Source organism: Thermodesulfobacteriota bacterium (assembly GCA_035559815.1).
Classification (GTDB): domain Bacteria; phylum Desulfobacterota_D; class UBA1144; order Nemesobacterales; family CSP1-2; genus DATMAT01.
Window position 1 is genome coordinate 39079 of record DATMAT010000028.1, and the last position, 26313, is coordinate 65391.

Below are 26313 nucleotides of genomic sequence, written 5' to 3' on the forward strand. Positions count from 1 at the left end.
ACTTGTATTTTCACTGGGTACTATTATAATTCCGACATGTCCAGAAAGATAAAAGTCACGCAAAAGGAGCTAAAAAGCCCGGATAAATTCAGGGAGGCAGTATCTAATACCATCATTTTTCTATCCGACAACTATAAGAAAATTTTATTGGTTATTTTTGTAGTGATAATCATCGCCGTAATCACCTTTGTTTTAATCAACAGGCTAGAGAAAAAAAACCTGGAGGCAAACTCCGAGTTTAGTGAAGCATCAAAAATCTACAGTAATGGGAATTCAGAGGAAGCGCTAGCCAAATTTTTGGCGGTAAGAGAAAAGTATCCGGATACCCGGATTTCGACCATTGCTCTATACTACGCCGGCTCTATAAATTATGAGCTAGGGAATTACGAACAATCCATCTCCCAACTCAACGATTTCATGAATAGCGACGTAAAAGACCAGACGCTCAGGGACGCTGCCTATCTCACCCTTGGTTTGTCTAGCTTCAACTTGGGTAAATGGCAAGAGGCCATTGAATACCTATCCGAGCTAAACAAGGATGGAGGCCCCTATGAGAATCAAGCCAAGCTACATATAGGGATGTCGCTTGAAAAGCTGGGGAGGTCAGATGAAGCCGAGGAAATCTACAAGCGAATCCTAAACGAGCAGACGGCCAATAATCCGGGGTCGAGGGTCAATCAACCTAATTAATAAATTCCCAGTATCAAACCGAAATAGCAGGAAGGTTAACCGGTAAAGAGGGTACATATCTTTCAAAGCCGGATAATTTATATTATAGTTTTTCAATCGAATTTCCGGTCATTCTTTCCTCGGAGGTCTCACCAATGTTAGCAGTCGGCTCCATTCTAATAGGTCTAATATCGGGAATAGCCAGCGGCTTTTTCGGAATAGGCGGGGGATTGGTAATGGTCCCGGCCATGGTCTATTTCTTTCAACTTACCCAGCATCAGGCGCAGGGGACCTCCCTTGCCGTTCTTACCCCACCTCTAGTTCTTTTTGCCGCGATAAAATACTACAAAGAGGGAAACGTCAACCTACATATGGCGATATTTATCGCACTGGGCTTTGTCGGAGGCGCCTACCTAGGGGCCACACTCGTTCATTATATCTCCGACCCGACACTCAAAAAACTTTTCGGTGTAGTTCTTCTCATTGTCTCTATTAAGATGATACTGGGAAAGTAAAGAACAAAGTGAAAAGTTATGAGTTAAGAGTGAAGAATTTGAGCATTTTCTTTTTTCTAACTCTTAACTCTATAAAACGTCTCGACTTCATCCATTAACTTATCCCGGTCCTCGGGAAGCCGATGCCAGCGAATATCCTTATCTTGTCTGAGCCAGGTCATCTGGCGCTTGGCCAGTCGTTTGGTATCACGTTTTATTAACTCTATTGCCCTCTCCAGTGTAATCTCGCCATCCAGATATTGATTCATTTGTTTATATCCTATGGATTGCATCGGCTTTAAGTCTCTGCCAAAGCCCATCCCCCGGAGTTTTCTTACCTCGTCGAGAAGCCCTTCCTCCATCATCTTATCCACCCTTTCATCTATCCTCTTTCTCAGAACCTCTCTTTCTGCGGAAAGCCCGATTTTCAGCACATCATACTCATTCTCTTTAAAGCCATGTTCTTCCTGAAGTTGAGACATCTTCTCCCCGGTTAGATAATAAGCCTCCAGCGCGCGCTCGACCCGGACATAGTCATTTCTATGAATACGATAAGCGGAATCGGGGTCTAGAGACTTGAGCTTTTCATACAAGTAGACAGTGCCAAAAACAGATTTAAGTCTTCTCAGGTGGTGCCGAATTTCCCGGTTTGCCGGAATCTTCTCGACTATTCCGTGAAGCAGTACCCGGACGTAAAGATAGGTGCCGCCGACTACTATGATTTTTGCTGATTTCCCGTGAAGCTCACCAATCAGCGGTCTGGCGGTCTTGGTATAGATTCCGGCATTGTACTCTTCGTCTGGGTTAACTATATCGACTAGATGATGGGGAATGCCTTCTCGGTCCGCTTCTTTAGGCTTTGCTGTGCCTATATCCAAGTATTTATAAACCTGGAGGGAATCGGCATTGACTATCTCTCCCCCTATTACTCTAGCCACCTCGATGCCGAGCCTGCTTTTTCCCACGGCAGTGGGACCTAAGATTATGACTAGTTTGGGCTTATTCTCTGACGACAAATTCTATGGGCTGATATATTCAAAACGTTTAAAACTTAAGTGTATTAAACTGAATTTAATCAACAAACACTGCAATCTTAGGTTGTACTCAAATGAACCACTTTGCACCTTGTTGTCACCCAGAGCACAGCGAAGGGTCTCCATTTCCCTTAAGATTCTTCGCCTTCGGCTCAGAATGACAACGTTTTGTAACTCTATCTCTTAGTACAACTCCTGCTGAAGTTGTCTGAAACTCAGATTCTGACTATAATTAACTCAAAAAGTACAAAGGCTGCTTTCGGATTTATGTCACCCTTTTTCTATAATCCTCTATGTTTTCCCCCAAAGCCTCTTTTCTACTAAGCCTTATCCTTCCGTCATTCTCGATGCTTATGCACTTTACCAGTATTTCATCCCCTTCCTTGACGATATCCGATACCGTCCTCACCCTGGTTGGAGCAAGCTCGGAGATGTGGACTAAACCGTCGGTGCGGGGCATAATTTCCACGATAGCACCGAAATCGAGTATCCGCTTAACTTTCCCTATATAGATTTTTCCAACCTCTATCTCCTGCACGATGCTCTCTACTATATCCACGGCCTTATCACAGGCCTCTTTGCTGGGTGAGGCGATTTTTACCTTACCGTTTTCGTCGATGTCTATCTGAACACCGGTCTCCTCTATTATCTTCTTTATGGTTCTCCCACTGGGGCCGATCACATCTTTTATTTTCTCCGGTTTTATCTGCAATGTTATAATCTTGGGAGCAAAATCGGAGATCTGCGCCCTAGGCCCGGTTATGATTTCTGCCATCTTTCCCAACACAAATAGCCGGGCAACCTTTGCCTGGTTTAGCGCATCGGATAGTATCTCCCGGGTTATACCCTTGACCTTGATATCCATCTGGAGCGCGGTAATACCGGATTCGGTCCCGGCGACCTTAAAATCCATATCGCCTAACTGGTCCTCGTCACCCAGAATATCGGTAAGAATCACGAACTGATTTTCCTCTTTGATGAGCCCCATGGCTATACCGGCGACGGGGGCACGTACCGGAACACCGGCATCCATCAGGGAGAGTGTCGCTCCGCACACAGTTGCCATAGACGACGAGCCGTTTGATTCAAGTACGTCTGACACGACCCGTATGGTATAAGGAAACCTATCCTTAGAAGGAAGGACCGGAAGTATGGCCCTTTCTGCCAGAGCACCGTGGCCTATCTCCCTTCGTCCCGGGCCTAGCCGATTTCCGATTTCACCCACAGAAAACGGAGGGAAGTTATAGTGGAGCATGAATCTTTTGGTGACTTCTCCCTCGAGCGCGTCTATCCTCTGCTCGTCATAAGTAGTCCCCAACGTCGAAACTACAGCGACCTGGGTTTCACCCCTGGTAAACAGTGCCGAGCCATGGGTACGCGGAAGAAATCCCACCTCGCCGCTTATGGGTCGTATGTCGGTATAGCCCCGACCGTCTATTCTTCTTTTCTCCTCGACGATAAGCTTGCGAACCAAGTCCTTTTTTAATTTGTCAAACGACTTGACGATATTGACTTCCATACCCGGAAACTTAGGAGACAAGGCTTTGACTGTCTCTTCAAAAGCGGTTTGTATAGCCTCCCTCCTGGCAATCTTGGATGATATTCTGATAGCTTCTCTAAGACGATCCCCGGCGTATGAAACCACATTCTCCTTGAGTGAAGGATCCTCAGCTGAAGCCGGGACCTCTCTCTTCTCCACTATCAGGCCGTCCAGAAGCTCTTCCTGAGGCTTTATGAACTCCTCGATAATACACCTGTGGGCAAATAAAAGCGCCTCGACCACCTCCGGTTCCGGTACCTCACTCAAACTACCCTCGACCATGATTATGGCCTCCTTTGTACCGGCCACAACTATATCCATATCACTCTTTTCCAGCTCGGTTTTTGTAGGATTACAAATAAACTCACCGTTTATGCGGCCCACCCTCACCGCGGCGGCAGGACCGTCGAAAGGAACGTTCGAGACCATTAGAGCCGACGATACCGCGGTTACGGAAAGGACATCCGGGTCGTTATCCTGGTCCGCCGATAGAACCGTAACTATGATCTGGGTGGCGTAGGTAAAATCCTTGGGGATGAGCGGCCTTATCGGTCTGTCTATCAGCCTCGAGGTCAAAACCTCCTTCTCGCTCGGGCGCCCTTCCCTCTTAAAGTATCCTCCCGGAATTCTGCCCGCGGCATAAGCCTTTTCCTGGTAGTTGACAGTTAGGGGAAGGAAATCCTCGCCCTCCGATTTCTCCTTTGATGCCACAACCGTAGCCAGAACCGTGGTCCCCTCGTAGCGGGCCAGCACTGCTCCGTCCGCCTGCTTGGCCAGCCTCCCGGTCTCGATTTCCAGCTCTTTTCCGAACACCTTGGTTTTTACGCGTCTCACTTCACTGATCAAACTATTACTACCTCCTTAGAATTACTATTTTCTTAGCCTAAGCTTATCCAGCAGATTCCCATATCTCTCCGGGCTTATCTGTTTGACGTAGTCAAGAAGCTTTCTTCTCTTTGCGACGATCGAAAGAAGCCCTCTTTTCGAGTGAAAGTCTTGGGGAGCAGACTGCATGTGTTTAGAGAGTTCCTGAATTCGCCTGGTAAGTATAGCTATCTGTACCTCTGGCGACCCGACGTCTTTCTCATGCAGGCGGAAATCACTGATAAGCTGACTTTTCTCCTCTTTCTCTAGTGCCATTTAAATTCCTCCTTTTCTTCCTGGGTCAGTTGAAAACCCGAAGCAGTTTTAGCACCACTTTATTGCTATCTAATTTATCCAAATCATCCGAACTTACAACTGCCTCCCCAATGGAGACCAGTTCGTCTTTCTCATATACCTTCATTTTATCCCCGGCTTCAAATCGAGGAACGTTAGACCAATTAAGGTAAGACTTTATGACTTGTCTTCCCTGCTTTATGCGCTCCGATACCCCGTCCTTTACACCTATATCTTTTATGTGAAAAAGAGCCTTACTCAAGGGAATCAAGTTGACCCTACCCTCTAAGACACTCTCCATAGAGACCATTTCATCTGGGCCAAAACTTCCACTTCGAACCCTCCTGAGCTCGACCAGGTGTCCACCACATCCTATCTCATTTCCTATCTCCGAACCCAATACCCTTACATAGGTCCCTTTAGAACAGCAGACGAAGAACCGAAGATAAGGAGGGTTAAACTCCTGAAGCTTTAGTTCTTTAATCATAACTGTACGGCTGGGCCTGTCTACCTCTTTGCCCTGCCTGGCCAGCTGGTAAAGCTTAACACCGTCCTTTTTGAGCGCCGAGAACATCGGGGGAACCTGCGAGATTCTACCCTTGAACTTGGATAAAACTCTTTGAATATCGGCCTCGGTTATCGCCTCTACCTTCCTCTCTCCAATAACATTCCCGGTCACGTCCATGGTATCAGTTGCTATCCCCAGCCTAAGCACCGCCTCATAATCTTTAAAGTCTTCATCCAGAAAAGGAATAATTTTTGTAGCTTTGCCAACACATATAGGCAAAACACCGGTGGCGAACGGGTCCAGAGTACCAGTATGTCCAGCCCGTCTTATTTTGAGTGACCTCTTCACCCTGCTTACCGCTCCCTGGGAAGTCATACCCTTTGGTTTATCCAAGACTAATATTCCGTTCACCCGAGTGCCTCGTTTATGGTGCTTAATAATCGCTGACGCACGTTGGATAAGCTACCAACTAGCATGCATCCAGCCGCTCTTTTGTGTCCGCCTCCCTCAAATTTTTCGGCAATCACCGAGACATCCACTTCGCTGTTCGATCTTAAGCTAACTTTCCACTTTGAGCCGTTTTCTCCGGGCTCTTCCTCTCTGAAGAGCAAGGCCACCTCAACTCCCTTGATTGACCGGGGGAAATTTACGAACCCATCCGTATCTTCCCTGCCAGTACCGGTTTGTCTAAACATCTCTCTGTTCACGAATACCCAGGCGATGCGTCCATCCTCGGTAACCTCAAGCGTCGGCAGTACCAATCCAAGCAGCCTGAGCCTGGCCAATGGCTCACTCTCATAAATGGCATGAGAGACCTCCCAGGGGTCGGCGCCCATTTCGACCAGTTCCCCCGCTACCCTGAATGTATCTCTATTAGTGTTCGAGTACCTAAAAGAGCCCGTATCAACGACGATCGTAGCATACAGGTTTGTGGCTATGTCTGGAGTGATCTGGACAGATAAGGTTTTAAGTAGTGAATGTATTATCATTCCTGTGGAAGAGGCATCGGGGTCGAGAAGGTACAGGTCAGCAGAAGGTTTGTTGGTCTGATGATGGTCGATTATGATTTTGGTGCCGACGGTGGTAGAGCCGGCAAAAACCTCAAAATCCTTTCCCACCCTGCTCGTGTCGGTGCAGTCTACGATGAACGTGGCATCAAAGCCCTCACCAGCGAATTCTAAAGACTTCTTTACCCCATCCGAGCCGGGCAAAAATTGAAGGACAGTCGGAGTCCCGTCCTTGTTGTAGAAAACAACCTGTTTACCCATGCCTTTTAGGGCTAAGCCTAACCCTAACATCGAGCCTATGGCATCGCCGTCCGGATTCTCATGAGAAACGATGAGGAATCTTTTTCCCTTTTTTATAGACTGAATTATTCTCTCCAGGTCACTCAACTTTGACCCCTTTCAGTATATCATCAACCCGGTAGCCTTCTTCAAGCACATCGTCGTATTCAAAGTGGAAATCAGGAACCCTTTTTATCCGGAGCCTTTTAGACAGTTCCCTTTTTATGAACCCGGACGCACATTTTAGGCCGCTCAAGATTTCCTCCTTATTTGCATCCTCAGTTAATACCGTAAAATACACCCGGGCAAAGCCTAAATCGTCGGTGATTCTTATGTCGGTGAGCACCGCGGCACGTACCCTGGGGTCCTTTATGTCTTCTCTAAGAATCATTTGAGAGATTTCCTTGAGAATTAACTCACCGAGCCTGTCCGCGCGCTTGTAACCAAATCCCAAATGCGGCCTCTCCTAGAAATGAATAATCTCCATCTCGCGGTTTAATATATGGACAATTCCGGTGGTGTCTATAAATTTTAAAACTTGATCCAGGGTGGAATTAACGTAAGGAGTTTCGTTGCCTACGCACGAGACCCCAATAGTTGCCCTCTGCCAAAGGTCGTGAGAATCAACTTCGGAAATTGAAACATTGACATACTTTGACTTTACTCGCTGAATCAAACTTCTCAACACCTGTCTCTTTCCCTTGAGGGACCTATTGCCATTCATGTAGAGCTCTATTTTGAGCAGTCCTACCACCATTATGCGGAACAAAAGGTCAGAGTTTTTGTTTAATTTCCTCGAAGCTGTAAATCTCGAAGGTATCCCCAACCTTTATATCGTTAAAATTCTCGATGCCTATACCACATTCATAACCGCTCTGAACCTCTCTTACGTCGTCTTTGAATCTCTTGAGGGAGGAAATCTTTCCCTCGAAGATTACCACTCCATCCCTCACTACCCGGATATTATTTCCCCTTACCACTTTCCCGTCGGTAACCAAGCATCCGGCGATTGTTCCCATCTTAGAAACATGGAAAGTGGCTTTGACTTCCGCATGCCCTATCACCTTCTCCTTGATCACCGGCTCGAGCAGGCCTTCCATAGCCTTTTTTATTCGGTCGACAGCATCGTATATAACGGTATGAAGCTCCAGTGAGACATTCTCCCTTTCAGCCGCCTCCATAGCCTTCATATCCGGACGAACGTTGAATCCGACTACTACGGCGTTTGATGCGCTGGCCAGTACAACGTCAGTTTCGTTTATCGCTCCGACTCCGGCGTGCACTATCTTTACCCGGCACTTATCCGTGCTCAACTTAGTTATGGCCTCTTTCACCGCCTCGACCGAACCTTGGGTGTCCGCTTTTATGACCAAAGGTAACTCCTTTATCTCTCCCTTTTCCAGCGACTCGAATAAATCCTCGAGCGAGAGCTTGGTTTGCTTCGCCGCTATTCTCTTTCTTTCTTTGGTTTCTCTAAAACTGACTAGTTGTTTTGCCGTTTTCTCGTCCGCTACAACATAAAATAGCTCACCGGCACTGGGCACGCCGGATAGGCCCATCACCTCGACCGGGATTGAAGGGCCTGCTTCGTCCACTCTCTTTCCCTTGTCGTCTATGAGAGCCCGAACCCGGCCGTAGGTTCGTTCCGCCACCAGATAGTCTCCGACCCTCAATGTTCCTTCCTTCACCAGCACCGTGGCCACGGAACCCCTTCCTTTGTCCAGTTGAGCTTCAATGACCACGCCGTTGGCCCTCTTGTTGGGATTCGCCTTGAGCTCAAGTATATCCGCCTGGAGAAGAACGAGCTCCAGCAGTTCATTTATGCCTGTTTTCTTCTTGGCCGATATTTCTGCAAACAAGGTATCTCCACCCCATTCTTCGGGAACCAACCCTACTTCCGACAGTTGTCTCTTTATATTATCGGGATTGGCCTCGGGCTTGTCGACCTTGTTTATAGCGACTACTATAGGAACACCAGCAGCCTTTGCATGGTTTATAGCCTCCACCGTTTGCGGCATAACACCGTCGTCAGCAGCCACCACCAGTATAACGATATCCGTGACCTGGGCACCCCTTGCCCTCATCGCAGTAAATGCTTCATGTCCGGGCGTGTCGATGAATACAACATGTCTTCCATCCACCTTCACACTATAAGCACCGATATGCTGCGTGATTCCCCCCGCCTCCTGCTCCACCACTTTTGTATGTCTTATGGCGTCAAGAAGGGTGGTCTTTCCATGGTCAACATGTCCCATCACGGTTACGACGGGAGGCCTTGGAAGAAGTCCCTCGCCCTCGCCCGTATTTTGATCGAGAAGAAGTTCTTCCTCAGCGAAAATATCCACCGAAATCTCATAGCCGAACTCCTCGGCTAAAATAGCTGCAGTCTCATGGTCTATAGACTGGTTTATGGTAACCTTAGCGCCGAGAGACATGAGCTTTTTTATCACATCACCGGTCTTTACGCTCATGCTCTTGGCCAGATCCCCCACATTAATGGATTCACCGACCTTTATGACCCGTTTTGCCTGTTTGGAGGGAAAAGGAATTACCTGAGCAGACTCAGTATCCTTTAGATGCGTTTGTGCGCTTTTGAATTGCCGCACCCTTTGTGCATTGTCGTGAGCCCTTCTATAAGTCCCGCCGTCGCCCAATGTCTTTCCTCGAGACCGGCGGTCTTCGACCAAATACTCTCTTTTCCTCCCCGGGAGCTTGGTCCGGAAAGCTTTTCTCAGTTCTTCAAGGGTTTCTTCATCTATAATTTCTTCCCTCTTGGGCTTAGCCTTACGCCCCTTCTTTCGTAGAACCTTGGACTCGTCTTCCTTCTCCTCTTCGGCTTTTTCCGGTGCTTCCGTTTTTGCCTTAGCCTCCGCTACCGGTTCTCCCGTCGCCGATGTTAAATCCTCCTCAGCCGCCCCATTTTCTAAGCGAACGATGGGTTCCTTAGTATCGGCCGGCCTATCCTGTTTATCGAATCCCTCCATCTCCTCGTGCTCCACGACCTGGGCTGGTAAATCCGTCTTCGAAGATAATGAGAGCATGTCTTCTTTTACTTCCTCCTCTGGTGTAGGGGCCTCTTCTGTCTCTACTTCTTCTACTTTTTTCTTTTTCCTGATTATTACGGTGCTTCCTTTCCTCCTTTCTACTACCTCTTCCCCGCTTTCGGATCGAAACACCTTTACCGCTTCCTTCGTTTCCTTGGCTTCAGCCTGGTCCGCGGCACGATTTTGGTTTTTGGGTATCTGTATTTTTTCTCTTAATTTTTTAGCTTCCTCTTCGGAAACCGAACTGGCGTGGCTGCGCACAGCTATGCCCATGTCATTTGCCGCATCTATGACCTCCTTATTCGATACACCTAATTCCTTTGAAAGTTCATAGATTCTAATATTTGCCATTCTTTTAGCACCCTTGGAAAGGATATAACGATTCCCTTGGTCAAGACTATGTTACCCAAAACTTTAATATTATGCAAAAGTGATAGGGTTAAGCTCCCCGCGCTCAGAAATGAAAAATACGGTCAGCTTTCATGCACCTCGTCAGTTTGGTTGGAGGGCTGTTCTGATAAAGACATCTTTTCCAGTCTGTCTTTGAGGGCAATCCTCGCCGCAACCTGGATTTTTTGCGCGTCCTCCTCGCTTTTGAGGCCACCGGATTTGGCCAGGGTCTCCGGATCGGAAAATGCGATATCCTCCAAAGAGTGAAATCCTTCGTTATACAAAAGGTTAGCCGTGACCTCTCCGACATTGGGCAGGGTCATGAGTAGAGAAACAACCTCCTGTTGCTCGCGCTTCACCTGTGACTCGGTCTTTATATCTATCCTCCATTCAGTGAGCTGGGATGCCAGCCTTACGTTCTGTCCCCGCCTTCCTATTGCCAGTGAAAGCTGGTCATCATCGACAATCACCTCCATAGACCTGTTGCTCTCATCGATAATAACCTTGTTTACCCTGGCCGGGGAAAGGGCATTACAGACGAACCTAGCCGGATCCGATGACCAAGGAACGATATCAATCTTTTCACCCCTGAGCTCCTGAATGATATTTTGCACCCTCGAGCCTCTCATACCTACGCAAGCTCCTACCGGGTCTACATCCGAATCCTTGGAAGCAACCGCGATCTTGGTGCGGCTCCCCGGATCCCGGGATATGGATTTAATTTCCACGATACCTTCGGTTATCTCCGGAACCTCAGCCTCAAATAATCTCCTGACGAAGTCGGGGTGAGCTCTCGAAAGTATTAGCTGCGGGCCTCTTTTGGTTTCCTTTATATCTATGAGCACTGCCCTCACCCTTTCTTTAGCCTTGTAATATTCCTTGGGAACCTGCTGGATTTGGGGTATTACGGCTTCAGTCCTTCCCAGGTCTACGATTACATTCTTTTTCTCGATTCTTCTGACAATCCCGCTCACCAATTCACCTTTACGACTCTTAAACTCCTCGTAGATTACCTTTCCCTCGGCTTCCTTGAGCTTCTGCAGTATCTTCTGTTTTGCGTTTTGAATGGCGATCCTGGTAAAATCCGGGTTGATTTTTACCCCGATCAGGTCGCCCAGTCCGGCTTCCGGGTCTAGCTCCTTTGCCTCTTCCAGGCTTATCTCCAAGTCCGGGTCCTTAACCTCTTGAACAACCGTCTTAAACTCGAATAGCTCTATGTCGGCTTCCTCCTCGTTATAATGTACTTCGAGCTCTTTATTCTTGTCCTCCATTCGAAAAAGCTTCTGGGCAGCAGACAGGACCGCCTCTTCGATGGCGGCAATGATAGCCTCTCTTTCTACGCCCTTGTCCTTGCTCACAGAATCTATGACCCGGCTGAGTTCGGTAGCCATTCGTATAACCTCCTAAAAATCCAATTCCAGATTTGCCTTCTCAATCTGCTCATAAGGAATGGAGTAGGTACGTCCATCTGCTTCTACCGTTGCCACGTTGTCCACATAGTCAAGCAGCACACCGATGAAAAGCCTGGCATTTTCGATGTCGCTTTTTGTCTTAATTCGTACCTTTTTCCCCTTGAATCGCTCAAAATCTCTGGGCTTTTTGAGCGGCCTGTCCAACCCGGGAGAAGACACCTCCAGATTGTACGGGCCGGGCACTACATCGTAGACATCCAAGAGCGTACCCAACTCTCTACTTATTTTAGTACAGTCTCCGATGGTCACACCGCCTTCCCTGTCTATGTATATTCTCAGTATTTTTCCCCGGGGCTCTCTCCGGTATTCGATGTCAACCAGTTCGAGTCCCTGCTCCAGGATAAGCGGGTTCATTATTTCTCGAACGACTTCAATTAACTTTTCCTCTGACACGTCAATACCTATATCATCTATCAACAAAAAAGCGGGTTTTGACCCGCTTTTTTGTTGTATATTCTACCTCAATGAAATTCTCAGAGCAAGTGTAAGTAAGCCTAAAGGATGTAGCACGGCTTATGTATACATCCGGCACAACCGGAAGGTCTAAAGGAGTAATAAAATCTCATGCTGCCGACTATTACAGTGCGAGGGGTTATAATGAATGTTGGTTGTCCATATAAACCAATCTCATAGAACCAGGAGCGGCAAAGCGGCCCGGCAATACAAAAACTTAACTTTGTACAACTAAAAACCCCTGTTAAAATTAATAGTGCTAGTTCGGTCAAAAATCTATTTTTAATAATTCCAGTTGTATTTTGGAAACATAATCAGATATGAAACTAAGGCAACCCTTAAAAACATACTATGACATACTCAAGGGCGTTTGTTCCAGAAAAAGAGGAATCAACTCCGAGACGCTCGAACAAGTGGTAATCCTGGCCATTGAGATTGCGCGTGAAGGAAGAGAGGGAAGAAAAATAGGTACGATGTTCATAGTTTCAGACTCGGACCAGGTTTTAAGACGTTCCAAATGTATGATACTCGATCCACTTTTGGGGCATAAAGCCAGTAAAAAAAATATCCGCGACCATAACATGAGAGAAACGGTCAAAGAATTGGCCCAATTAGACGGAGCCTTTATCGTATCGGACGACGGAATTGTGATTTCTGCTTGCCGGTATATTAACTCTTCCTCAGAAGGAATCGACCTGCCACTTGGTTTGGGCAGCCGTCACATGGCAGCGGCTTCGATTACTAGAGAGACAAATGCCGTAGCAGTGGTGGTCTCCGAAAGCTCCATGGTTAGGGTGTTCGATAACGGAGAAATCATCGGTGAAATCATTCCCGAGCTCTGGATGCTCAAGTATTATTCCCTTCACATTACCGAGCCATATTCGCAAAAGTCTAACCAAGAAATAACCGTCGTTAGTAAAGACTGATGGAAAAGGCTTATGCGTTAATTTCGATTTCTTTATATCTAGCTTCATCGTATGGACTTAATCAATCTTCACAACGAGAGTACCCTCTGCCCGCAATCATAGACGGTGATCGGGCCATCCTGCGAGACAGTTATAGCCAAGCATTCCGCCTCGGCACTCATCTTAGCCGCACTGCTGTGGCGCGAGCCTTTACCAATGCCTATTTCTGCCTGGGTATCGGCCCTAGGTCTCAGCAAAACCATACAGCCCCTGAATCTGCCTTGGTGTATGTCTATTATGGTCGCCCCATCCTGCTTGGCAAAATTTATCAGCTCGCGGTCAGATAACCTCTCCATATCGGCATTAACGATCGTAGCATAAGTGCTGATCTCCGGCGGGTCGGAACGCTCCAGTATGACATTAGCATCACCCAGAAGAAAAATAGCTCCTAGATTCTCCTCGGACATCCTGAAGGCGCATCGAAACACCCGGCGCATCAACGTCAGGTCGTATCGTTTCTGCTCGGCTAATCGAACAACTGCCTCGTCAATCAGTGTTATGCTCTCAGAAGACCAGTTGCCGTTCGAATAGCGGCCTACGAGCTGTCCGTCCGCAAATACCCGAACCTGGCGTCCCCCAACGGGTACGAAAAAGACCACGGCATCACATTGTTTGGATATTGCCGCATGATGACGAAATTGGGGACCCAATAGGAAGGTATCCGGTTCATCGAGTTTTATTTCTAGTTTGTGTATACGCCTAAGGTATCCGTGCTTATCCACTCCATAACCAAGCACAAGCCCGTCAACCATCTTTGATAGGGAGATAACAACCTGGCGCATGCGTCTAATGTGGTCGTAGCGCTGCAGTTGAATCTCGCTCTCGGGGAGGATGCGAGCAATATGCACAGGGTCGCCTACAACCAGGGCGGTGGAGAGGGGCTTTTCCTCGCTCTGCATCTGAGCGATGGCGGCGGCGGTCTCACAAATATGTACCATTGATGGAGCATCAATCTGTTTAGACATGGCCAGGTCGAAGAGAAATTCGATACCGGCATCTTTCATCCAGGCATCGAGTATGTCCTGCTTCTCCAATAGCTCACGCAGTTGTTCCGGGTGGAGCTGAACCTGGGTGACTGCCTTCTCTTCCATCCGAATAGTCATCGGATACATGGCATTTATATATGCGGCATATTGCTCGGCTTTCAAGTTCCGGTTGACTTGGTTGGAATCTCCCAGCTCACCAATACCTTCTATAAGCGGCTGGTCAACCAGGGTATAGGCTTCTATTTTCTCCCAGATATTTAACTGGGCATTAACCTCGGCCACCGCTTTATCCAATAACATCTTAATCTTAGGATGAGAGGCGTTTGCCGTAAGCATCTCATCTTCCCCATTTTCGCGTAAGTGCGCCGCCACTGCTTTAAGATTGGGCACGATCAAAGCTGAGATATAGGGCCTACCCTCGCCAAAGACAAGGGCCTGTGAAATAAATGGATTAGCCATAAGAGCGTTCTCGATTTTGGTAGGAATTACCTTACTACCCGCGGATAGAACGATCAGCGACTGCTTATGACCGATGATGTAAAGATAGCCATCCTGGTCGAAACGTCCAAGGTCTCCGGTGTGCAGCCAACCGTCCGGGTCGATTACCTGTTTTATTCCATCGGGGTCATTCCAGTATTTACGCGACACAGTTTCACCGCGAACTAGAACTTCTCCGTCATCGGCAATACGGACCTGAAATCCTGGACCGACCTGGCCGCAGGAACCCGGACGTCTAGCGTTAGGACGGCTGACTGCCGGAAAACCGCCGGCCTCGAAGGTCCCGTAAATATTAAGTGGCAAGAGCCCTAAGGCCTCCGCAAAATCAAAGAGTTCATGAGAAAGAGGGGCACCCGCAGAATAGATGCGGCGAAGTCGTCCACCCATCATGGCCCTAATAGGATTAAAAAACGTCATGTCCGCCCTAGTGTAGCGCTCTCTCAACTCTTCCGAGGCGGCAAGACCCTTAGCCCGGTATTCTTTGCCGGTAGCCAAAGCCCATTGAAAAACCTTTCTTCTAGATTCCGGTAGCTGGTTTACTTGAGCCATCACTCCACTATGTATAAATTCAAACCCGGAGGGTATGGTCATGATAACCGTTGGGCTTGTCTCCTGCATGTTCTCGAATACCCTCTCCATACTCTCGGCTAGAACGTTAGGCACCCCAGATAAAAAATAATGAAGGGTGGCAACCAGACTGGGAACAAAGCCCCAGCTTACCAGTGTAAAGGCTAAATCGTTCTCATCCAAAACAAACCATTCGGCGATATACCTCGCCCCGAGTATGGTCTGCTCATGGTCAAAAACTACCCCCTTGATTTTGCCCGTTTCTTTGACTACATAGATAATGGAAGCAAGTGCGCTCGGCTCGATGCTCTCGGCGGTAGTCCTTATTGTCAGCTCTTGCTCATAATCCACCGCCTCGGAGAGAGCCTCCTCTATCGTAAATACGGAAACAACATTCGTCGCCGGTTTCTCCTGCCCCTTTAAAAAAAGCAGGGTGCTTAAACGAGGAAATTCCTCGGTCGATTCCTTGATTATACGGCTTTGCTCCCTGCCCTGAAAAAATGCTAGCGAAGTGCCCGAGTGTTGCAATGCAAAGCGAAGTATTTCTGCCGGTAAGAGAGGATTAAGTGGTACCACAACCATGCCGGACAATAAAGAAGCTACATAGCCTAACATCCACTCAGGGGAGTTTTCCAAAATGATAGCCACCCGGTCGCCTTTGTCTAAACCCTGTCTTCTAAAAAATTGAGCCAGACGAAAAGTAAGCTTTTGAAACTCGCCATAAGTTATGTCCCGATAACGACCATCTCTTTTGACCTTAAAGCAGGTTCTACCTGCGTATTTATCCATTGCTAATAGCAAGGCTTGGCTAATGTTCTTCACCTTCTCTTTCATCTACAAGACCCTCTTGTTTTTAGGAGGCATTTTTAGTGAGTACTAAGCATCTCACCTAAATCCATATCGTCTACCGAGATAATCGCTTTCTCGATTACACTTTCCAGTTCGCGAACATTGCCGGGCCAGTCGTAGGCCAGAAGGGTATCCATGATACCCTGTGGAAGCATCCCCACATTCTTTCCAATCCTAGCTCCATGCTTGTTGATAAAATGCTTTACTAAGAGGGGAATATCTTCCTTACGATCGCGAAGAGGAGGGATTTTGATCTGAAATGCCTTTAGCTCGTTGTATAACTCCTCACTGAAGAGCCCAGACTTCAAGGCTTGTTCCAGGTCGTGGCTCGTGGCGGTAATCAGTCGAATGTCGACTTTCACTGTATTTGAACCGCCCAGACGCTTGAATTCACCCTCCTGGAGCACCCTGAGCAATTTAGACTGTATTTCAAGCGGCAAGCCGTAAATCTCGTCGAGGAAAACCGTACCCTCGTTTGCCAACTCAAAACGCCCGATGGAGAGAGAAAGTGCACCGCTAAAACCCCCTTTTTCCTCACGACCAAATAGCTCGCCCTCTATTTGATTTTTCGGGAATTCTGAACAATTAATCTTGACAAACGGGTTATGACTTCGGGGGCTCAGTTTATGGATAGAGCGGGCAATAAGCTCTTTGCCCGTACCCTTCTCGCCTTCGATCAATAAGGCTGAATCGGTAGTGGACACATGCTCCACTTTTAGCAGCACCTTCATAAGAAGTGGGCTCCGGCCTATAATCTCCTCGAAGCTGTGTTCGGCCTTTGCATCCCCATGGAAAAACAGATTATCAGCCTGAAGACGTCTTTTAAGCGACTCCACCTCGGAAAGAGCTTCTTGAAGCGCTCCTCGCTGGCGGGTGTTCCCGAGGGCTACGGTGATTTGTTCTCGCACGATTTCCAGCAGTTTTAACTCATCCTCATCAAAGGCATTTCTTTCAAAAGAATTCACATTTATCACTCCTATGGTTTTGCCTTCAAATTGAATAGGCATAGACAAGTAACTCTTTATCCCGAACTCCCTGCCCGCTGGCCCTATGACCGTGTCTTCGTCCACATCAGCGCAATACCTTGGTTGCTCATCCATGATCACCTTCCAGGCATAACCTTTTGGGTAAGGGATTCTGCCCACGCGCTCCAAATACCACTCCGAGTACCCTTTTTGCGCTTTCAAGACCGCTTCTTCTCCTTCCACGAAGTAAATAGCCACACTGTCCGCTCGGTCTATATTCTCCATTATTGCTTGAACAGCATTATCGATAACATCCTGAAGATTTGTAGACTGATGGATGGAACGAATAACCGTGCTTATTATGGTCTCATATCTGTTTTTCTTGGAAAGTTGCGCCAGGCTCTCTTTAAGGGCTTCTTCGGATTTTTTTAGCGCCTCGGCCTGCTTTGCGTTATTTATTGCGGACTCTATTTGCTGTGCTACGATTTCAAGGAGTTTTAACTCTTCTTCGTCAAAAGTATTCTTTTCAAATGAGTTTATGTTTATAACCCCGACAGTCGTGCCAGCGAAATGGATAGGCATGGAAAGATAGCTCTTTGTTCCGAGCTTTATACCGGCAGGTCCAAGAATTTTATCCTTTTCCGCATCGGGAGAATAGGTGGGCTTGCCTTCGATGATTGTCTTCCATGTAGCTCCTTTTGGATATGGAATTCTGCTTACCTCTCTGGTAAACCAGTCAGGAAACCCCCTGAATGCCTTAATAACCGCCTCGTCCCCTTCCACAAGCCATATTCCCACATTTTCTGCGCCACCTATATTCTTGCTCATGACGTCTACAGCGTTTTCTAAGACGTCCTCCAAGTTAAGCGATTGATGCACGCTTCTTGTTACCGTACTGATAATCGACTCGTATCGGCTCTTCTTAGATAACTGGGCCAGGCTTTCTTTAAGTGCATCCTCGGCAGTTTTTCGCTCCCAGGCCTCTATAGCCAAGGAGATAAAATCGGCCATCGAACCGGCAAAATGCTGTTCTTCTAAACTCCACTGCCTGGCCGGTCCGACGTTTTCATGGCAGATGAGCCCAACCATACGGCCTTCAACCCTTATCGGAGCGTCCAAGAGAGAGGTAATACCAAATGGGGTCAAGTAAGAAGAGGAAAACTCTCTCGTCCTCGGGTCAGTATGGGCATCATGTGCGGCTATGATGCGCTCTTCCTCCAAGGCCTTGAAGTAGCGGGGATAGTCGGCGGCAGAAAGCTCATATCCTTTTGAATGTACTCTACCGCTCAATTCATATTGCTCTACGCATTTAACCCTTGACCGGGTATCATCATATAACCATATATTTACCCGTTCGACATCGAGCGTGCGTGCGGCTGCTTCCGCAATTTCTCTTAAAGCCGCATCTAGATTGCCTTGCTCTAAAATCCTGCTGCTGGCCAATTCTAGGAGAACTTCATTCTGTCTTTTGAGTCTTTTTTCGCGATCCTCAAGTTCCCTCTCTATGCATTTACGATCGGTAACATCGCGGAAGCTCCATACCCGACCCACTATTGTTTCTCCGACCCGCTGTGGCTGGGAATAGCGCTCGAATATTCTCCCGTCCTTAAATTCCAGTACGTCATAGCTTTCTTTATCCGGCTGCTCGTATAGTTCCTCTACCCTTTTGACAAAAGCATCGGGGTTTTTTAGCTGGTCTAGGACGAACTCAAGAGCCCTAGCATCATCCCTTGACTCCATAATCGAAGCGGGAATACTCCACATGTCTACGAACTTCTGATTATAGGTAACTATCTTGCCCGCTCTATCCACTACCAGGATCCCATCGGCGGTTGATTCCAGGGTGGCACGAAGAAGGGATAGAGAATTTTCCAGCTCCCCTTTAGTCTCTACGGACTCATCGTTGCGACCTTTAGCTTCTTTAGTCCGTACGGATGTAGCAGATTGACCCTTTCTGGTCTTCTTAGTTTTTGTTACTTTCACCGCAAAAGGTAAAAATAGGGAATTTAATTTTATTAATACTATATCACGTCGTCTAGATTTTAAAAACTCGGTAGGAGGATAAGCCATAACCCTATCAAGCTTGTAGCAATGTGTACGCACAGTCATAAAAAGAGAGGCAACCCAATCGAAATTCTCCCTCACTCTTTAGTCCCGCTTTATTAATCCGTTTCACTTTGGAAAGGATACAATTAGAGCCTACGGGTACGGTTTTCTCGTCGGGCCGGAAATATCTACGGCCTGGCCGCAGTCAAAATTTTTCATGAGATTAAAAGTGAATCCTTTTTATTAGATTGTTATCTAAATATAGAAACGACAAAATAATAGGAGGTAAAGCAGATGAAGAGGTTAATGGTAATAGCAGGTCTGGGTTTAGCTCTTGTCCTACCATCACTGGCATTCGCCACCGACTATATGGAGCTATATACGAAGCCCTTGGCTAAGAACAAAATCGTGAATAATGTAAAAGGTGGAGATGTAGAGAAGGATTTCATCAGCTTCTATACAAGCCCGAAGAATGCTAAGCCCTCTCCGTCATTCAGGGCTCAGCGTGAAACAGAGGATAGGGATAGCTACATAGTTTTCGGGGTAGAAGTCCCGGTCAGGACAAGGTCATAAGGCTAATAGAGATTATAGGAGCCACGCGCAGTTTCCGGTGGCTCTTATCTTACATAATTAGATAGATTCGGAGGTAACTAGAAATGGAGATGACCTTAATTCCTTTCGTCAGCAATTCGGATAGAAGCTTAAACTGGAGCCATGTTAATGATAAAATAGGGAAACATAGTACCAGGAATAGGCCGTCAATCACGTATTGGGGCATATACCTAGACGGCAAAATAGTATCTTATACCTCCAGCAAAGAGCTTGCTGAACAAAGCAAAATTTGGACGGAAAAGTGGCTAACGAAAAAAACTAACAAATAAGGAGGATTAAGTCGTGATGAATAAATTTTTCCAGACCGAGGATGATCTAAGTGTGTTAATAGCTAGGCTCTTTTTGGGCGTGGTTATTCTGCCGCATGGCTTGCAGAAGTTGCTTGGTATGTTCGGCGGATTCGGGTTTTCCGCAACTGTGGATTTCTTTGTGAATAGCGGTGTACCAGCAGCCATTGCATTTCTGATAATTATTGGCGAGTCCTTCGGAGCCGTCGGCTTGATAATCGGCTTTCTCAGCCGTCTGGCCGCTTTGGGAATTACGCTGATTATGCTCGGCGCAATCTTTTTGGTTCATTTACCCAATGGGTTTTTTATGAATTGGTCGGGCAACCAACCGGGAGAGGGATTTGAATACCATCTACTGGCAATTGGACTTGCTCTTGTAGTTCTGATTAAGGGTGGGGGCAAATGGTCGGTGGATAGGGCCATCAGCAGCTAGATTATTAATCTCAGATCAAGCTATGTATGAGTAAATAAGATTATTCGAATAAATCTAAAATCGATTATAAAAAACTAAATGGGAGGTTTATCATGAGCTTAAGAGAGCAGGTAGAAGACCTAAACTCCATGATACTCAAAGGGCAAATACTGGAAGCGTTCGAGAAATACTATGCCGACAATGTGGTCATGCAGGAGAATGACCAGCCACCCACGGTCGGCAAGGATGCTAACCGAGAGCGGGAAAAACAGTTTCTGGCAAACTTGACCGAATTCAGGGGTGCAGAGGTAAAGGCAGTGGCAGTCGGGGACGACGTAACCATGGTAGAGTGGTTTTTCGATTACACCCATAAAGAATGGGGGAAGAAAACGTATCATCAAGTGGCCGTGCAAAAGTGGAAAGATGGAAAGATAATCCACGAGAAATTCTATTACGGAGGCTGATATTAAACCCGTAGAGACGCAGTTAATCGCGTCTCTACTCGCCATAATCGTTTTTCTATTGAATATGACCATTCGCTCTTTTAAAATAACCTTATCTAACTTCACAAACAGGGCTAGAAAAAGGGAAACAAATGGGATGCTGTTTTAAAGCCATAGGTGACGAAACAAGGAGGGAAATCCTGACAATATTGGGGAAAGGTAGTGCCACCGCGGGAGAAATAGCCAGCCGGTTTAAAATCTCTCAACCCACCGTATCCAACCATCTTAAAATCCTGAAAGAAGCAGGTCTCATAACCGAACGAAAAGTGGCTCAAACTAGGATCTATTCTCTGGATAGAAACAAACTACAACACGTAATAGATTCTTTAGAAGAGATTGTTAAAAAAAAATAGATTCTTCTCATGCTCTTCTAACAAAGCCCCCGCTATAAGCCCAATCTAAAAGCTCAACCGGGTGAGCGACTTTAACTTTCAATCCACTCCGCCTGATCCCCATCTGAATCTGAAGAAGACATCCCGGATTACCGGCGACCAAATAATCTACATTTGTCTTCTTTAAATTGGAAATTTTACGGTCGAGAAGACTTTCCGACATTTTCGGTTGGATAAGGTTGTATATCCCGGCGCTTCCGCAGCAGAGGTCGGACTCGGGAAGCTCTATGAAATCGATTCCCGGTATCTGCTTGATGACCTTTCTCGGATGTGCTTTTATTCTCTGGGCATGGGCTATATGACAGGCATCTTGGTAGGTAACTCGTAATTTCAGTTCTTTTAAGTGACCCTGAAGCCCTACATCCGCCAGAAATTCCATAATGTCCTTGGTCTTTTCGCTTAACTTCGTTGCCTTCTCTGCATAGGGCTGGTCCTCCCTTAGAATCTCCCCATACTCCTTCATCGATGAGCCGCAACCGGCAGAATTGACGATAATTGCGTCTACATTATATCCTGAGAAGACGTCGATATTCGCCCTGGCCAAGTCTCTACCCTCGGACAGCCTCCCAGTATGTATGGAAAGCGCCCCGCAGCATCCTTGCTTTTCCGGTATAACCACTTCACATCCGTTTTCCGAAAGCACTCTCACCGTTGCTTCGTTTGTCCGAGGGAATAACACGCTCTGCACACATCCGGCCAGCATAGCCACGCGGAAGCGTCTTTTCCCCTTAGCCGGTATGGTATTAGGCAATTTAGAAAACGTAGACGAAAGCTTTATATCCGGCAGGATAGCTTGGGCATGAGACAATCTCTCGGGAAGCACACCCAGATTGTTCATTAATCGTTCCAACCCGCTAGCTCGGTATATAAAAGCAAAAGGTAAGAGAAGCTTAAGCCTTTTCGGATAGGGGAAAATAGAGAATAAAAGGGAGCGGAATAGCCTTTCGGAGACGGGTCTTTCGTACCGACGTTCTATCTGGGACCTGGCAGATTCAATCAGGCTTCCATAGCGCACACCGGAGGGACAAGCTGTCTCACAGGCAAGACATCCCAAGCATAAATCCAGGTGTTTGACTAAACCCTCAGCCATGGGGATTTTCCCCTCCACCGCTGATTTCATCAAGTATATTCTTCCCCGGGGAGAATCCAGTTCATTACCGGTTTGAAGGTAGGTGGGACAAGCGGTTAGGCAGAAGCCACAGTGCACGCAATCTTGAATTAGGTCATACCTTGGTCTATCTATCTCGTCGAACGCTTGGAAACTAGACATCTTCTCTTCCAATAAAACATGAGTTACTTTTACCTTGGTTTATTATCATTGTCCCGTTCCATATTTGAAATACTCTCCAAAGCCAGCATAAGAGCCTGTGTCCCCAAACGACCATAGCCCTGAGCCTTAGCCGCGACATAAAGCTGATTTACCAGAGCCAAGCCGGGAAGAGATAAATTCATCCGGCTAGCCTCTTCAAGGGCAATCTCCATATCCTTAATGAAGTGCTCTACAAAAAACCCCGGCTCGAAGTCCCGTCTTAGAATCCTCGGAGCAAGATTGCTGAGCAGCCAGCTTGACGCCGCCCCTTCCGTCACCGATGACAGCATTGTCTCGACATCAAGTCCGGCTTTATAGGCATAGATTAAAGATTCGCACACCCCGATCATGGTTCCGGCTACTACAATCTGATTGCACATTTTGGTATGCTGTCCGGAGCCGGGACCGCCCTGATAAACGATTTTTTTACCCAGCAACTCCAACAAAGGCATTACCGAATCGACTATTTCCTTATCCCCGCCTATCATGATGGAAAGACTGGCATTACGCGCCCCTACATCTCCCCCGGAAACGGGAGCATCGATGAAGCTAGCGCCCTTTTGTCTTGCGGCGTAATACAACTCTATCGCCAGTGACGGTTTTGTAGTGGTCATGTCGATGAACACCTTCGAATCGTTCATGCCGCTTAGAAGTCCATTATCCCCGAGATAAACCTCTCTTACATCAGACGGAAATCCCACAATGGTAAAGATGATATCGGCTCCGTTGGCTACATCTCTCGGAGAACCGGCCCAAGCTGCTCCGGCATCTAAAAGCCTTTCTGCTTTGTCTTTTGTACGGTTGTACACAACGGTCTGATACCCATGGGTTATCAGGTGTTGACACATTGAAGCACCCATTACCCCGGTACCGACCCAGCCTATTCTAGTTTGAGACGGGTTTATGCTTTTCATCTACTTGATTAGCTATTAAACCCTTTTTGTCCTCCCCCCTTTGCGGGGGAGGATAAGGGGGGGGTAATTTTTCACCCCCATCCTAACCCCACAAAGGGGGGAAGGAACGAATAAAAGTACTAACAATTCATTTCTTATAATCCAAATATGCCATAAACGCATCTATTCCAGCCTGGGCCACGATTCGGTCCTCGTCCACAGTGCCCGAACTGCAACCGATACCACCTACGATTTGACCATCAACAAAAATAGGAAGACCGCCCCCAAGTATCATGAACCTTCCCCGGTTGCTCACGTGAATTCCAAAAGCCGGTTTACCGGGGCCGGCAATTTCCGCATACTCGTGTGTTCCCTTTCTCGCTCCAGCAGCGGTGAAAGCCTTGTTAATAGCAACGTCGATACTGGTTATCTTAGCCTTGTCCATGCGATAAAAGGCCAACAGATTCCCACCGTCATCTACAACCGCGATATCCATGTCCACACCTATTTCCCTGGCCTTCTTCTCGGCGCCCTGAAGTATGATCTTGGCGTCTTCCAAGGTTAGCTTGGGTACTGTTATCATCTCGTTTCACATCACCATCATCTATCAAACTAACATCGCTAAACAAACTTTTTTTGTTCTCGGTGCTCTGTGGCAAAAAGCTACTTACGGGCGCTGAACTTAAGACCGGTCTTAGAGCGATCCCAAGTCTTTTCTGTAATTTCCTTAAGCTCGGCCATTTTGACCTTCTGGGTAGCGGTGACCGGAAATCCATCCGGATATATCTCGATAAACCGGGGTATCATGAACACCGGCGCTTGTTCCGCCATCCATTTGCAAAACTCTACCGGTTCGAAAGATCCCTCCGGTTTTAGAGTTATGTTTAGCTTGATTTCATCGTCCGAAACATTGGGGAGCCTAATCCCTACGGCAATCGCTTCTTGTACCGCCAGATAGCGCATGGCCACATCTTGAACCGCAATCGGGTCTACGTTTTCTCCCGAGACCCTTATTCGACTGTGCCTCCCCTGGAAATAGAACCTTCCATCTATTCCCTGCGCCAGGATGTCGTCCGAATTGAAGAAACCGTCGTCATCGAATGCCTCTCTTGTTCGCCTTGGCTCCTTGAAGTATTCATTAAGAGTAGTGTGTGGAATTAACGGCTTAATAAACAGTAGTCCTTTGGCCTCGTCTGGCGGTGTGGGATTTTCAAAAGGATCCCAGAAGGGGCGTATAACCTTGCTCGTGTTCTCCGGGTCGCGAAGCTCCAAATAATAACCCTCCATCGGGTAACCTGAAGAGCCGGGGCGTTGATCCTCAGGGTCTTTCCAGAGTACCATACCCATCTCCGTAGACCCGTAGCCATCGATGATCCGGACTCCGAATCTGTCCTGGAATTCCTCGAGATTACGCGGTGCCGGTCCAGATAGCATGATACGAATTTTGTGCTTCCTGTCCCATTCGCTGGGGGGGGATGCCCATAGATACTCGGCTACTGCACCCAGCATGTTTGCACAAGTGGCACCGCATTCAGAAGCCCACTTCCAGAAGCTCGAAGCTGAAAAACGTGGATAAAAAACCGCCGTAGCACCAGCTCCAATCGAGGTAAAAAGACACATGACCTGAGCATTGGCATGGCCAAGGGTGAGGACGCTCATGAGAACATCTCCGCTGCGGACACCTTGCTGTTGAATATAACCTCGTACCGTTAAAATCACACCCCCGTGGCTTCTTATAACCCCTTTAGGCATTCCGGTGGTGCCCGATGTAAACATACAGCGTTCCATATCGGCGATAGATACGTCTATACCCGGATTATCCGACGAAAAATCCAGGAAGTTTTCAAAGGGTAGGGTTTCGATGCCGCCGATATTTTCAGGAACTAGGTCCGGCTCTCCGGTGACGAAAATGGTTTTTAGATTTGTTAAATCCTTAGCTACATCCTGGACGAGCGGAATACTATCAGAATCAATAATCAGAGCGACCATCTCTGAATGATTAATGATATAAGCTAAACGCTCCCCCTTTTCGTCTTTGTTGATAGGAACCTGCACACCCCCTGCCTTATGGATGGCGATGATCGAGATAACGTACTCGGCGCAGTTGAGCATGTATATGCCCACTCTGTCTCCCTTCTTCACACCAAACTTCCGCCCAAGACCGTTGGCCACTCGATTAGTCCACTGGTTTGTTTCCTTGTAGGAGTAGTTATTTGCCAGGTTGCCGTCCCTATCCGCCACTCGAAACATCGGTTTATCCGGAAACATTTCTGCGCCCTTTTCCAGATATCTGGTAATGGGTAACCATCCCTTTGTGTCATCGAATGTCCCGAACGGTAAGGTCCCTTCGCCAACGTATTTAGGGTCTCGTGGTTTAAATAAAAGACGCATGATACGCTCCTTCTCGCGATTTTGAAAATAAACCGATATTAGTTGGGTTTTAAGAAATTAATATAACTTTTATTTTTTGGCTTTTGTAGTGCAAAAAAAAGTTTTTTCAAAATGCAAGCATTTACCTTCTCTATAAAAACAAATTCAATGTACTTACAAACTCACGGAGATTACTTTAACACCTCCTTGGCAATCACGATTCTTTGAATCTCTGATGTCCCCTCATAAATCTCCGTGATTTTTGCGTCTCTAAAATGTCTCTCGACTGGATAATCCGTCGTGTATCCATATCCTCCATGAATCTGAATTGCCTTTGTCGTCACCCACATTGCAGTCTCAGACGCGAACACCTTGGCCATTGCCGAGTGTTTAGTGAACTTCATATTTCCATCCTTCATCTTGGCCGCCTGCCAGACAAGAAGCCTCGACGCTTCGATCCGGGTCGCCATATATCAACTTAATATAATATGTAAAAACCCATATTTCAGCATTTAATTCATGGCGACTCATTCCTCAATTAGCGTATACAACAATGAACCCTCTACTGCTAATACATCAAAATAATCTAATTCTGAACTCGGCAAGAGAAG

At 47.1% G+C, this 26313-nt stretch carries 23 protein-coding genes and 2 pseudogenes; 8 read left to right on the plus strand and 17 right to left on the minus strand.

All coding sequences use genetic code 11. The features are described 5' to 3' along the window. Nucleotides 1–36 precede the first annotated feature (36 nt). The gene (locus VNN20_08130; GenBank protein ID HWP92149.1) at nt 37–690 is read left to right on the plus strand and encodes a tetratricopeptide repeat protein; all 654 of its coding nucleotides are present in this window, start codon (nt 37–39) and stop codon (nt 688–690) included. 134 nt (nt 691–824) lie between these two features. Next, the gene (locus VNN20_08135; protein ID HWP92150.1) at nt 825–1184 is read left to right on the plus strand and encodes a sulfite exporter TauE/SafE family protein; all 360 of its coding nucleotides are present in this window, start codon (nt 825–827) and stop codon (nt 1182–1184) included. 56 nt (nt 1185–1240) lie between these two features. Here VNN20_08135 and miaA read toward each other — a convergent pair whose 3' ends face one another. The 10 genes from miaA to rimP form a co-directional block, all read right to left on the minus strand. Further along, the gene (gene miaA, locus VNN20_08140; protein ID HWP92151.1) at nt 1241–2179 is read right to left on the minus strand and encodes a tRNA (adenosine(37)-N6)-dimethylallyltransferase MiaA; all 939 of its coding nucleotides are present in this window, start codon (nt 2177–2179) and stop codon (nt 1241–1243) included. A 283-nt stretch (nt 2180–2462) separates the two neighbouring features. Next, on the minus strand, nt 2463–4571 hold the full coding sequence (pnp, locus tag VNN20_08145; GenBank protein HWP92152.1) for a polyribonucleotide nucleotidyltransferase: 2109 nt from the start codon (nt 4569–4571) through the stop codon (nt 2463–2465). Between the two features lie 36 nt (nt 4572–4607). After that, nucleotides 4608–4877, minus strand: coding sequence for a 30S ribosomal protein S15 (gene rpsO / locus VNN20_08150; protein HWP92153.1), 270 nt, complete (start codon nt 4875–4877; stop codon nt 4608–4610). Nucleotides 4878–4902: 25 nt separating this feature from the next. Beyond that, nucleotides 4903–5814: a tRNA pseudouridine(55) synthase TruB gene (gene truB / locus VNN20_08155; protein HWP92154.1), complete on the minus strand. Its 912-nt coding sequence runs from the start codon at nt 5812–5814 to the stop codon at nt 4903–4905. Continuing rightward, nucleotides 5811–6797, minus strand: a complete 987-nt coding sequence (locus VNN20_08160) for a bifunctional oligoribonuclease/PAP phosphatase NrnA (protein ID HWP92155.1) — start codon at nt 6795–6797, stop codon at nt 5811–5813. Before VNN20_08160 ends, truB begins: the two co-directional genes overlap by 4 nt. Further along, a complete protein-coding gene (rbfA, locus tag VNN20_08165) occupies nt 6790–7143 on the minus strand; it encodes a 30S ribosome-binding factor RbfA (protein HWP92156.1) in 354 nt (117 codons plus the stop codon). Before rbfA ends, VNN20_08160 begins: the two co-directional genes overlap by 8 nt. A gap of 12 nt (nt 7144–7155) precedes the next feature. Continuing rightward, nucleotides 7156–7446, minus strand: coding sequence for a DUF503 domain-containing protein (locus VNN20_08170; protein HWP92157.1), 291 nt, complete (start codon nt 7444–7446; stop codon nt 7156–7158). 16 nt (nt 7447–7462) lie between these two features. After that, nucleotides 7463–10084: a translation initiation factor IF-2 gene (gene infB / locus VNN20_08175; protein ID HWP92158.1), complete on the minus strand. Its 2622-nt coding sequence runs from the start codon at nt 10082–10084 to the stop codon at nt 7463–7465. A gap of 122 nt (nt 10085–10206) precedes the next feature. After that, nucleotides 10207–11514, minus strand: a complete 1308-nt coding sequence (gene nusA, locus VNN20_08180; protein HWP92159.1) for a transcription termination factor NusA — start codon at nt 11512–11514, stop codon at nt 10207–10209. A 12-nt stretch (nt 11515–11526) separates the two neighbouring features. Further along, nucleotides 11527–11949: a ribosome maturation factor RimP gene (rimP, locus tag VNN20_08185; GenBank protein ID HWP92160.1), complete on the minus strand. Its 423-nt coding sequence runs from the start codon at nt 11947–11949 to the stop codon at nt 11527–11529. A gap of 152 nt (nt 11950–12101) precedes the next feature. Between rimP and VNN20_08190 the strand changes: the two are divergent. Together VNN20_08190 and VNN20_08195 are read left to right on the plus strand one after the other, a co-directional pair. Then, nucleotides 12102–12215, plus strand: a pseudogene (locus tag VNN20_08190) (AMP-binding protein). Nucleotides 12216–12368: 153 nt separating this feature from the next. Continuing rightward, nucleotides 12369–12974, plus strand: a complete 606-nt coding sequence (locus tag VNN20_08195) for a diadenylate cyclase (protein ID HWP92161.1) — start codon at nt 12369–12371, stop codon at nt 12972–12974. A gap of 68 nt (nt 12975–13042) precedes the next feature. On the opposite strand, the gene VNN20_08200 is transcribed toward VNN20_08195, so the two are convergent. Both VNN20_08200 and VNN20_08205 read right to left on the minus strand, forming a co-directional pair. Next, the gene (locus tag VNN20_08200) at nt 13043–15898 is read right to left on the minus strand and encodes an AMP-binding protein (GenBank protein ID HWP92162.1); all 2856 of its coding nucleotides are present in this window, start codon (nt 15896–15898) and stop codon (nt 13043–13045) included. Between the two features lie 32 nt (nt 15899–15930). Continuing rightward, nucleotides 15931–19023: a sigma 54-interacting transcriptional regulator gene (locus VNN20_08205; GenBank protein HWP92163.1), complete on the minus strand. Its 3093-nt coding sequence runs from the start codon at nt 19021–19023 to the stop codon at nt 15931–15933. Nucleotides 19024–19218: 195 nt separating this feature from the next. On the opposite strand from VNN20_08205, the gene VNN20_08210 reads away from it, so the two are divergent. The 4 genes from VNN20_08210 (at nt 19219) to VNN20_08225 (ending at nt 21091) form a co-directional block, all read left to right on the plus strand. Then, complete coding sequence (locus tag VNN20_08210; protein ID HWP92164.1) at nt 19219–19497, plus strand: hypothetical protein; 279 nt, start codon at nt 19219–19221, stop codon at nt 19495–19497. 321 nt (nt 19498–19818) lie between these two features. Next, the gene (locus tag VNN20_08215; GenBank protein ID HWP92165.1) at nt 19819–20256 is read left to right on the plus strand and encodes a DoxX family protein; all 438 of its coding nucleotides are present in this window, start codon (nt 19819–19821) and stop codon (nt 20254–20256) included. Between the two features lie 92 nt (nt 20257–20348). Continuing rightward, complete coding sequence (locus VNN20_08220; protein HWP92166.1) at nt 20349–20699, plus strand: SnoaL-like domain-containing protein; 351 nt, start codon at nt 20349–20351, stop codon at nt 20697–20699. A 131-nt stretch (nt 20700–20830) separates the two neighbouring features. Next, the gene (locus VNN20_08225) at nt 20831–21091 is read left to right on the plus strand and encodes a metalloregulator ArsR/SmtB family transcription factor (GenBank protein ID HWP92167.1); all 261 of its coding nucleotides are present in this window, start codon (nt 20831–20833) and stop codon (nt 21089–21091) included. Between the two features lie 7 nt (nt 21092–21098). Here the strand turns inward: VNN20_08225 and glcF are convergent, their stop codons facing one another. From glcF to VNN20_08250, 5 genes and pseudogenes are all read right to left on the minus strand, one after another. Continuing rightward, nucleotides 21099–22400: a glycolate oxidase subunit GlcF gene (gene glcF, locus VNN20_08230; GenBank protein ID HWP92168.1), complete on the minus strand. Its 1302-nt coding sequence runs from the start codon at nt 22398–22400 to the stop codon at nt 21099–21101. A gap of 29 nt (nt 22401–22429) precedes the next feature. Next, nucleotides 22430–23353, minus strand: a complete 924-nt coding sequence (locus VNN20_08235; protein HWP92169.1) for an NAD(P)-dependent oxidoreductase — start codon at nt 23351–23353, stop codon at nt 22430–22432. A 127-nt stretch (nt 23354–23480) separates the two neighbouring features. Further along, nucleotides 23481–23915 (minus strand): heme-binding protein, encoded by a 435-nt coding sequence (locus VNN20_08240; GenBank protein ID HWP92170.1) that lies wholly within the window; start codon nt 23913–23915, stop codon nt 23481–23483. 80 nt (nt 23916–23995) lie between these two features. Further along, a complete protein-coding gene (locus tag VNN20_08245; GenBank protein ID HWP92171.1) occupies nt 23996–25723 on the minus strand; it encodes an AMP-binding protein in 1728 nt (575 codons plus the stop codon). 170 nt (nt 25724–25893) lie between these two features. Beyond that, nucleotides 25894–26172 (minus strand): annotated as a pseudogene (locus tag VNN20_08250) (acyl-CoA dehydrogenase family protein). Between the last annotated feature and the right edge of the window lie 141 nt (nt 26173–26313).

Coding starts and splice junctions, on each gene's coding strand:
- VNN20_08135 (HWP92150.1), top strand. CDS start 825: ATGTTAGCAGTCGGCTCCATTCTAATAGGTCTAATATCGGGAATAGCC.
- VNN20_08170 (HWP92157.1), bottom strand. CDS start 7,446: ATGGTGGTAGGACTGCTCAAAATAGAGCTCTACATGAATGGCAATAGG.
- VNN20_08240 (HWP92170.1), bottom strand. CDS start 23,915: ATGATAACAGTACCCAAGCTAACCTTGGAAGACGCCAAGATCATACTT.
- VNN20_08220 (HWP92166.1), top strand. CDS start 20,349: ATGAGCTTAAGAGAGCAGGTAGAAGACCTAAACTCCATGATACTCAAA.
- infB (HWP92158.1), bottom strand. CDS start 10,084: ATGGCAAATATTAGAATCTATGAACTTTCAAAGGAATTAGGTGTATCG.
- rimP (HWP92160.1), bottom strand. CDS start 11,949: ATGAACCCGCTTATCCTGGAGCAGGGACTCGAACTGGTTGACATCGAA.
- VNN20_08235 (HWP92169.1), bottom strand. CDS start 23,353: ATGAAAAGCATAAACCCGTCTCAAACTAGAATAGGCTGGGTCGGTACC.
- VNN20_08210 (HWP92164.1), top strand. CDS start 19,219: ATGAAGAGGTTAATGGTAATAGCAGGTCTGGGTTTAGCTCTTGTCCTA.
- nusA (HWP92159.1), bottom strand. CDS start 11,514: ATGGCTACCGAACTCAGCCGGGTCATAGATTCTGTGAGCAAGGACAAG.
- VNN20_08130 (HWP92149.1), top strand. CDS start 37: ATGTCCAGAAAGATAAAAGTCACGCAAAAGGAGCTAAAAAGCCCGGAT.
- VNN20_08225 (HWP92167.1), top strand. CDS start 20,831: ATGGGATGCTGTTTTAAAGCCATAGGTGACGAAACAAGGAGGGAAATC.
- VNN20_08195 (HWP92161.1), top strand. CDS start 12,369: ATGAAACTAAGGCAACCCTTAAAAACATACTATGACATACTCAAGGGC.
- VNN20_08245 (HWP92171.1), bottom strand. CDS start 25,723: ATGCGTCTTTTATTTAAACCACGAGACCCTAAATACGTTGGCGAAGGG.
- glcF (HWP92168.1), bottom strand. CDS start 22,400: ATGTCTAGTTTCCAAGCGTTCGACGAGATAGATAGACCAAGGTATGAC.
- VNN20_08200 (HWP92162.1), bottom strand. CDS start 15,898: ATGAAAGAGAAGGTGAAGAACATTAGCCAAGCCTTGCTATTAGCAATG.
- rpsO (HWP92153.1), bottom strand. CDS start 4,877: ATGGCACTAGAGAAAGAGGAGAAAAGTCAGCTTATCAGTGATTTCCGC.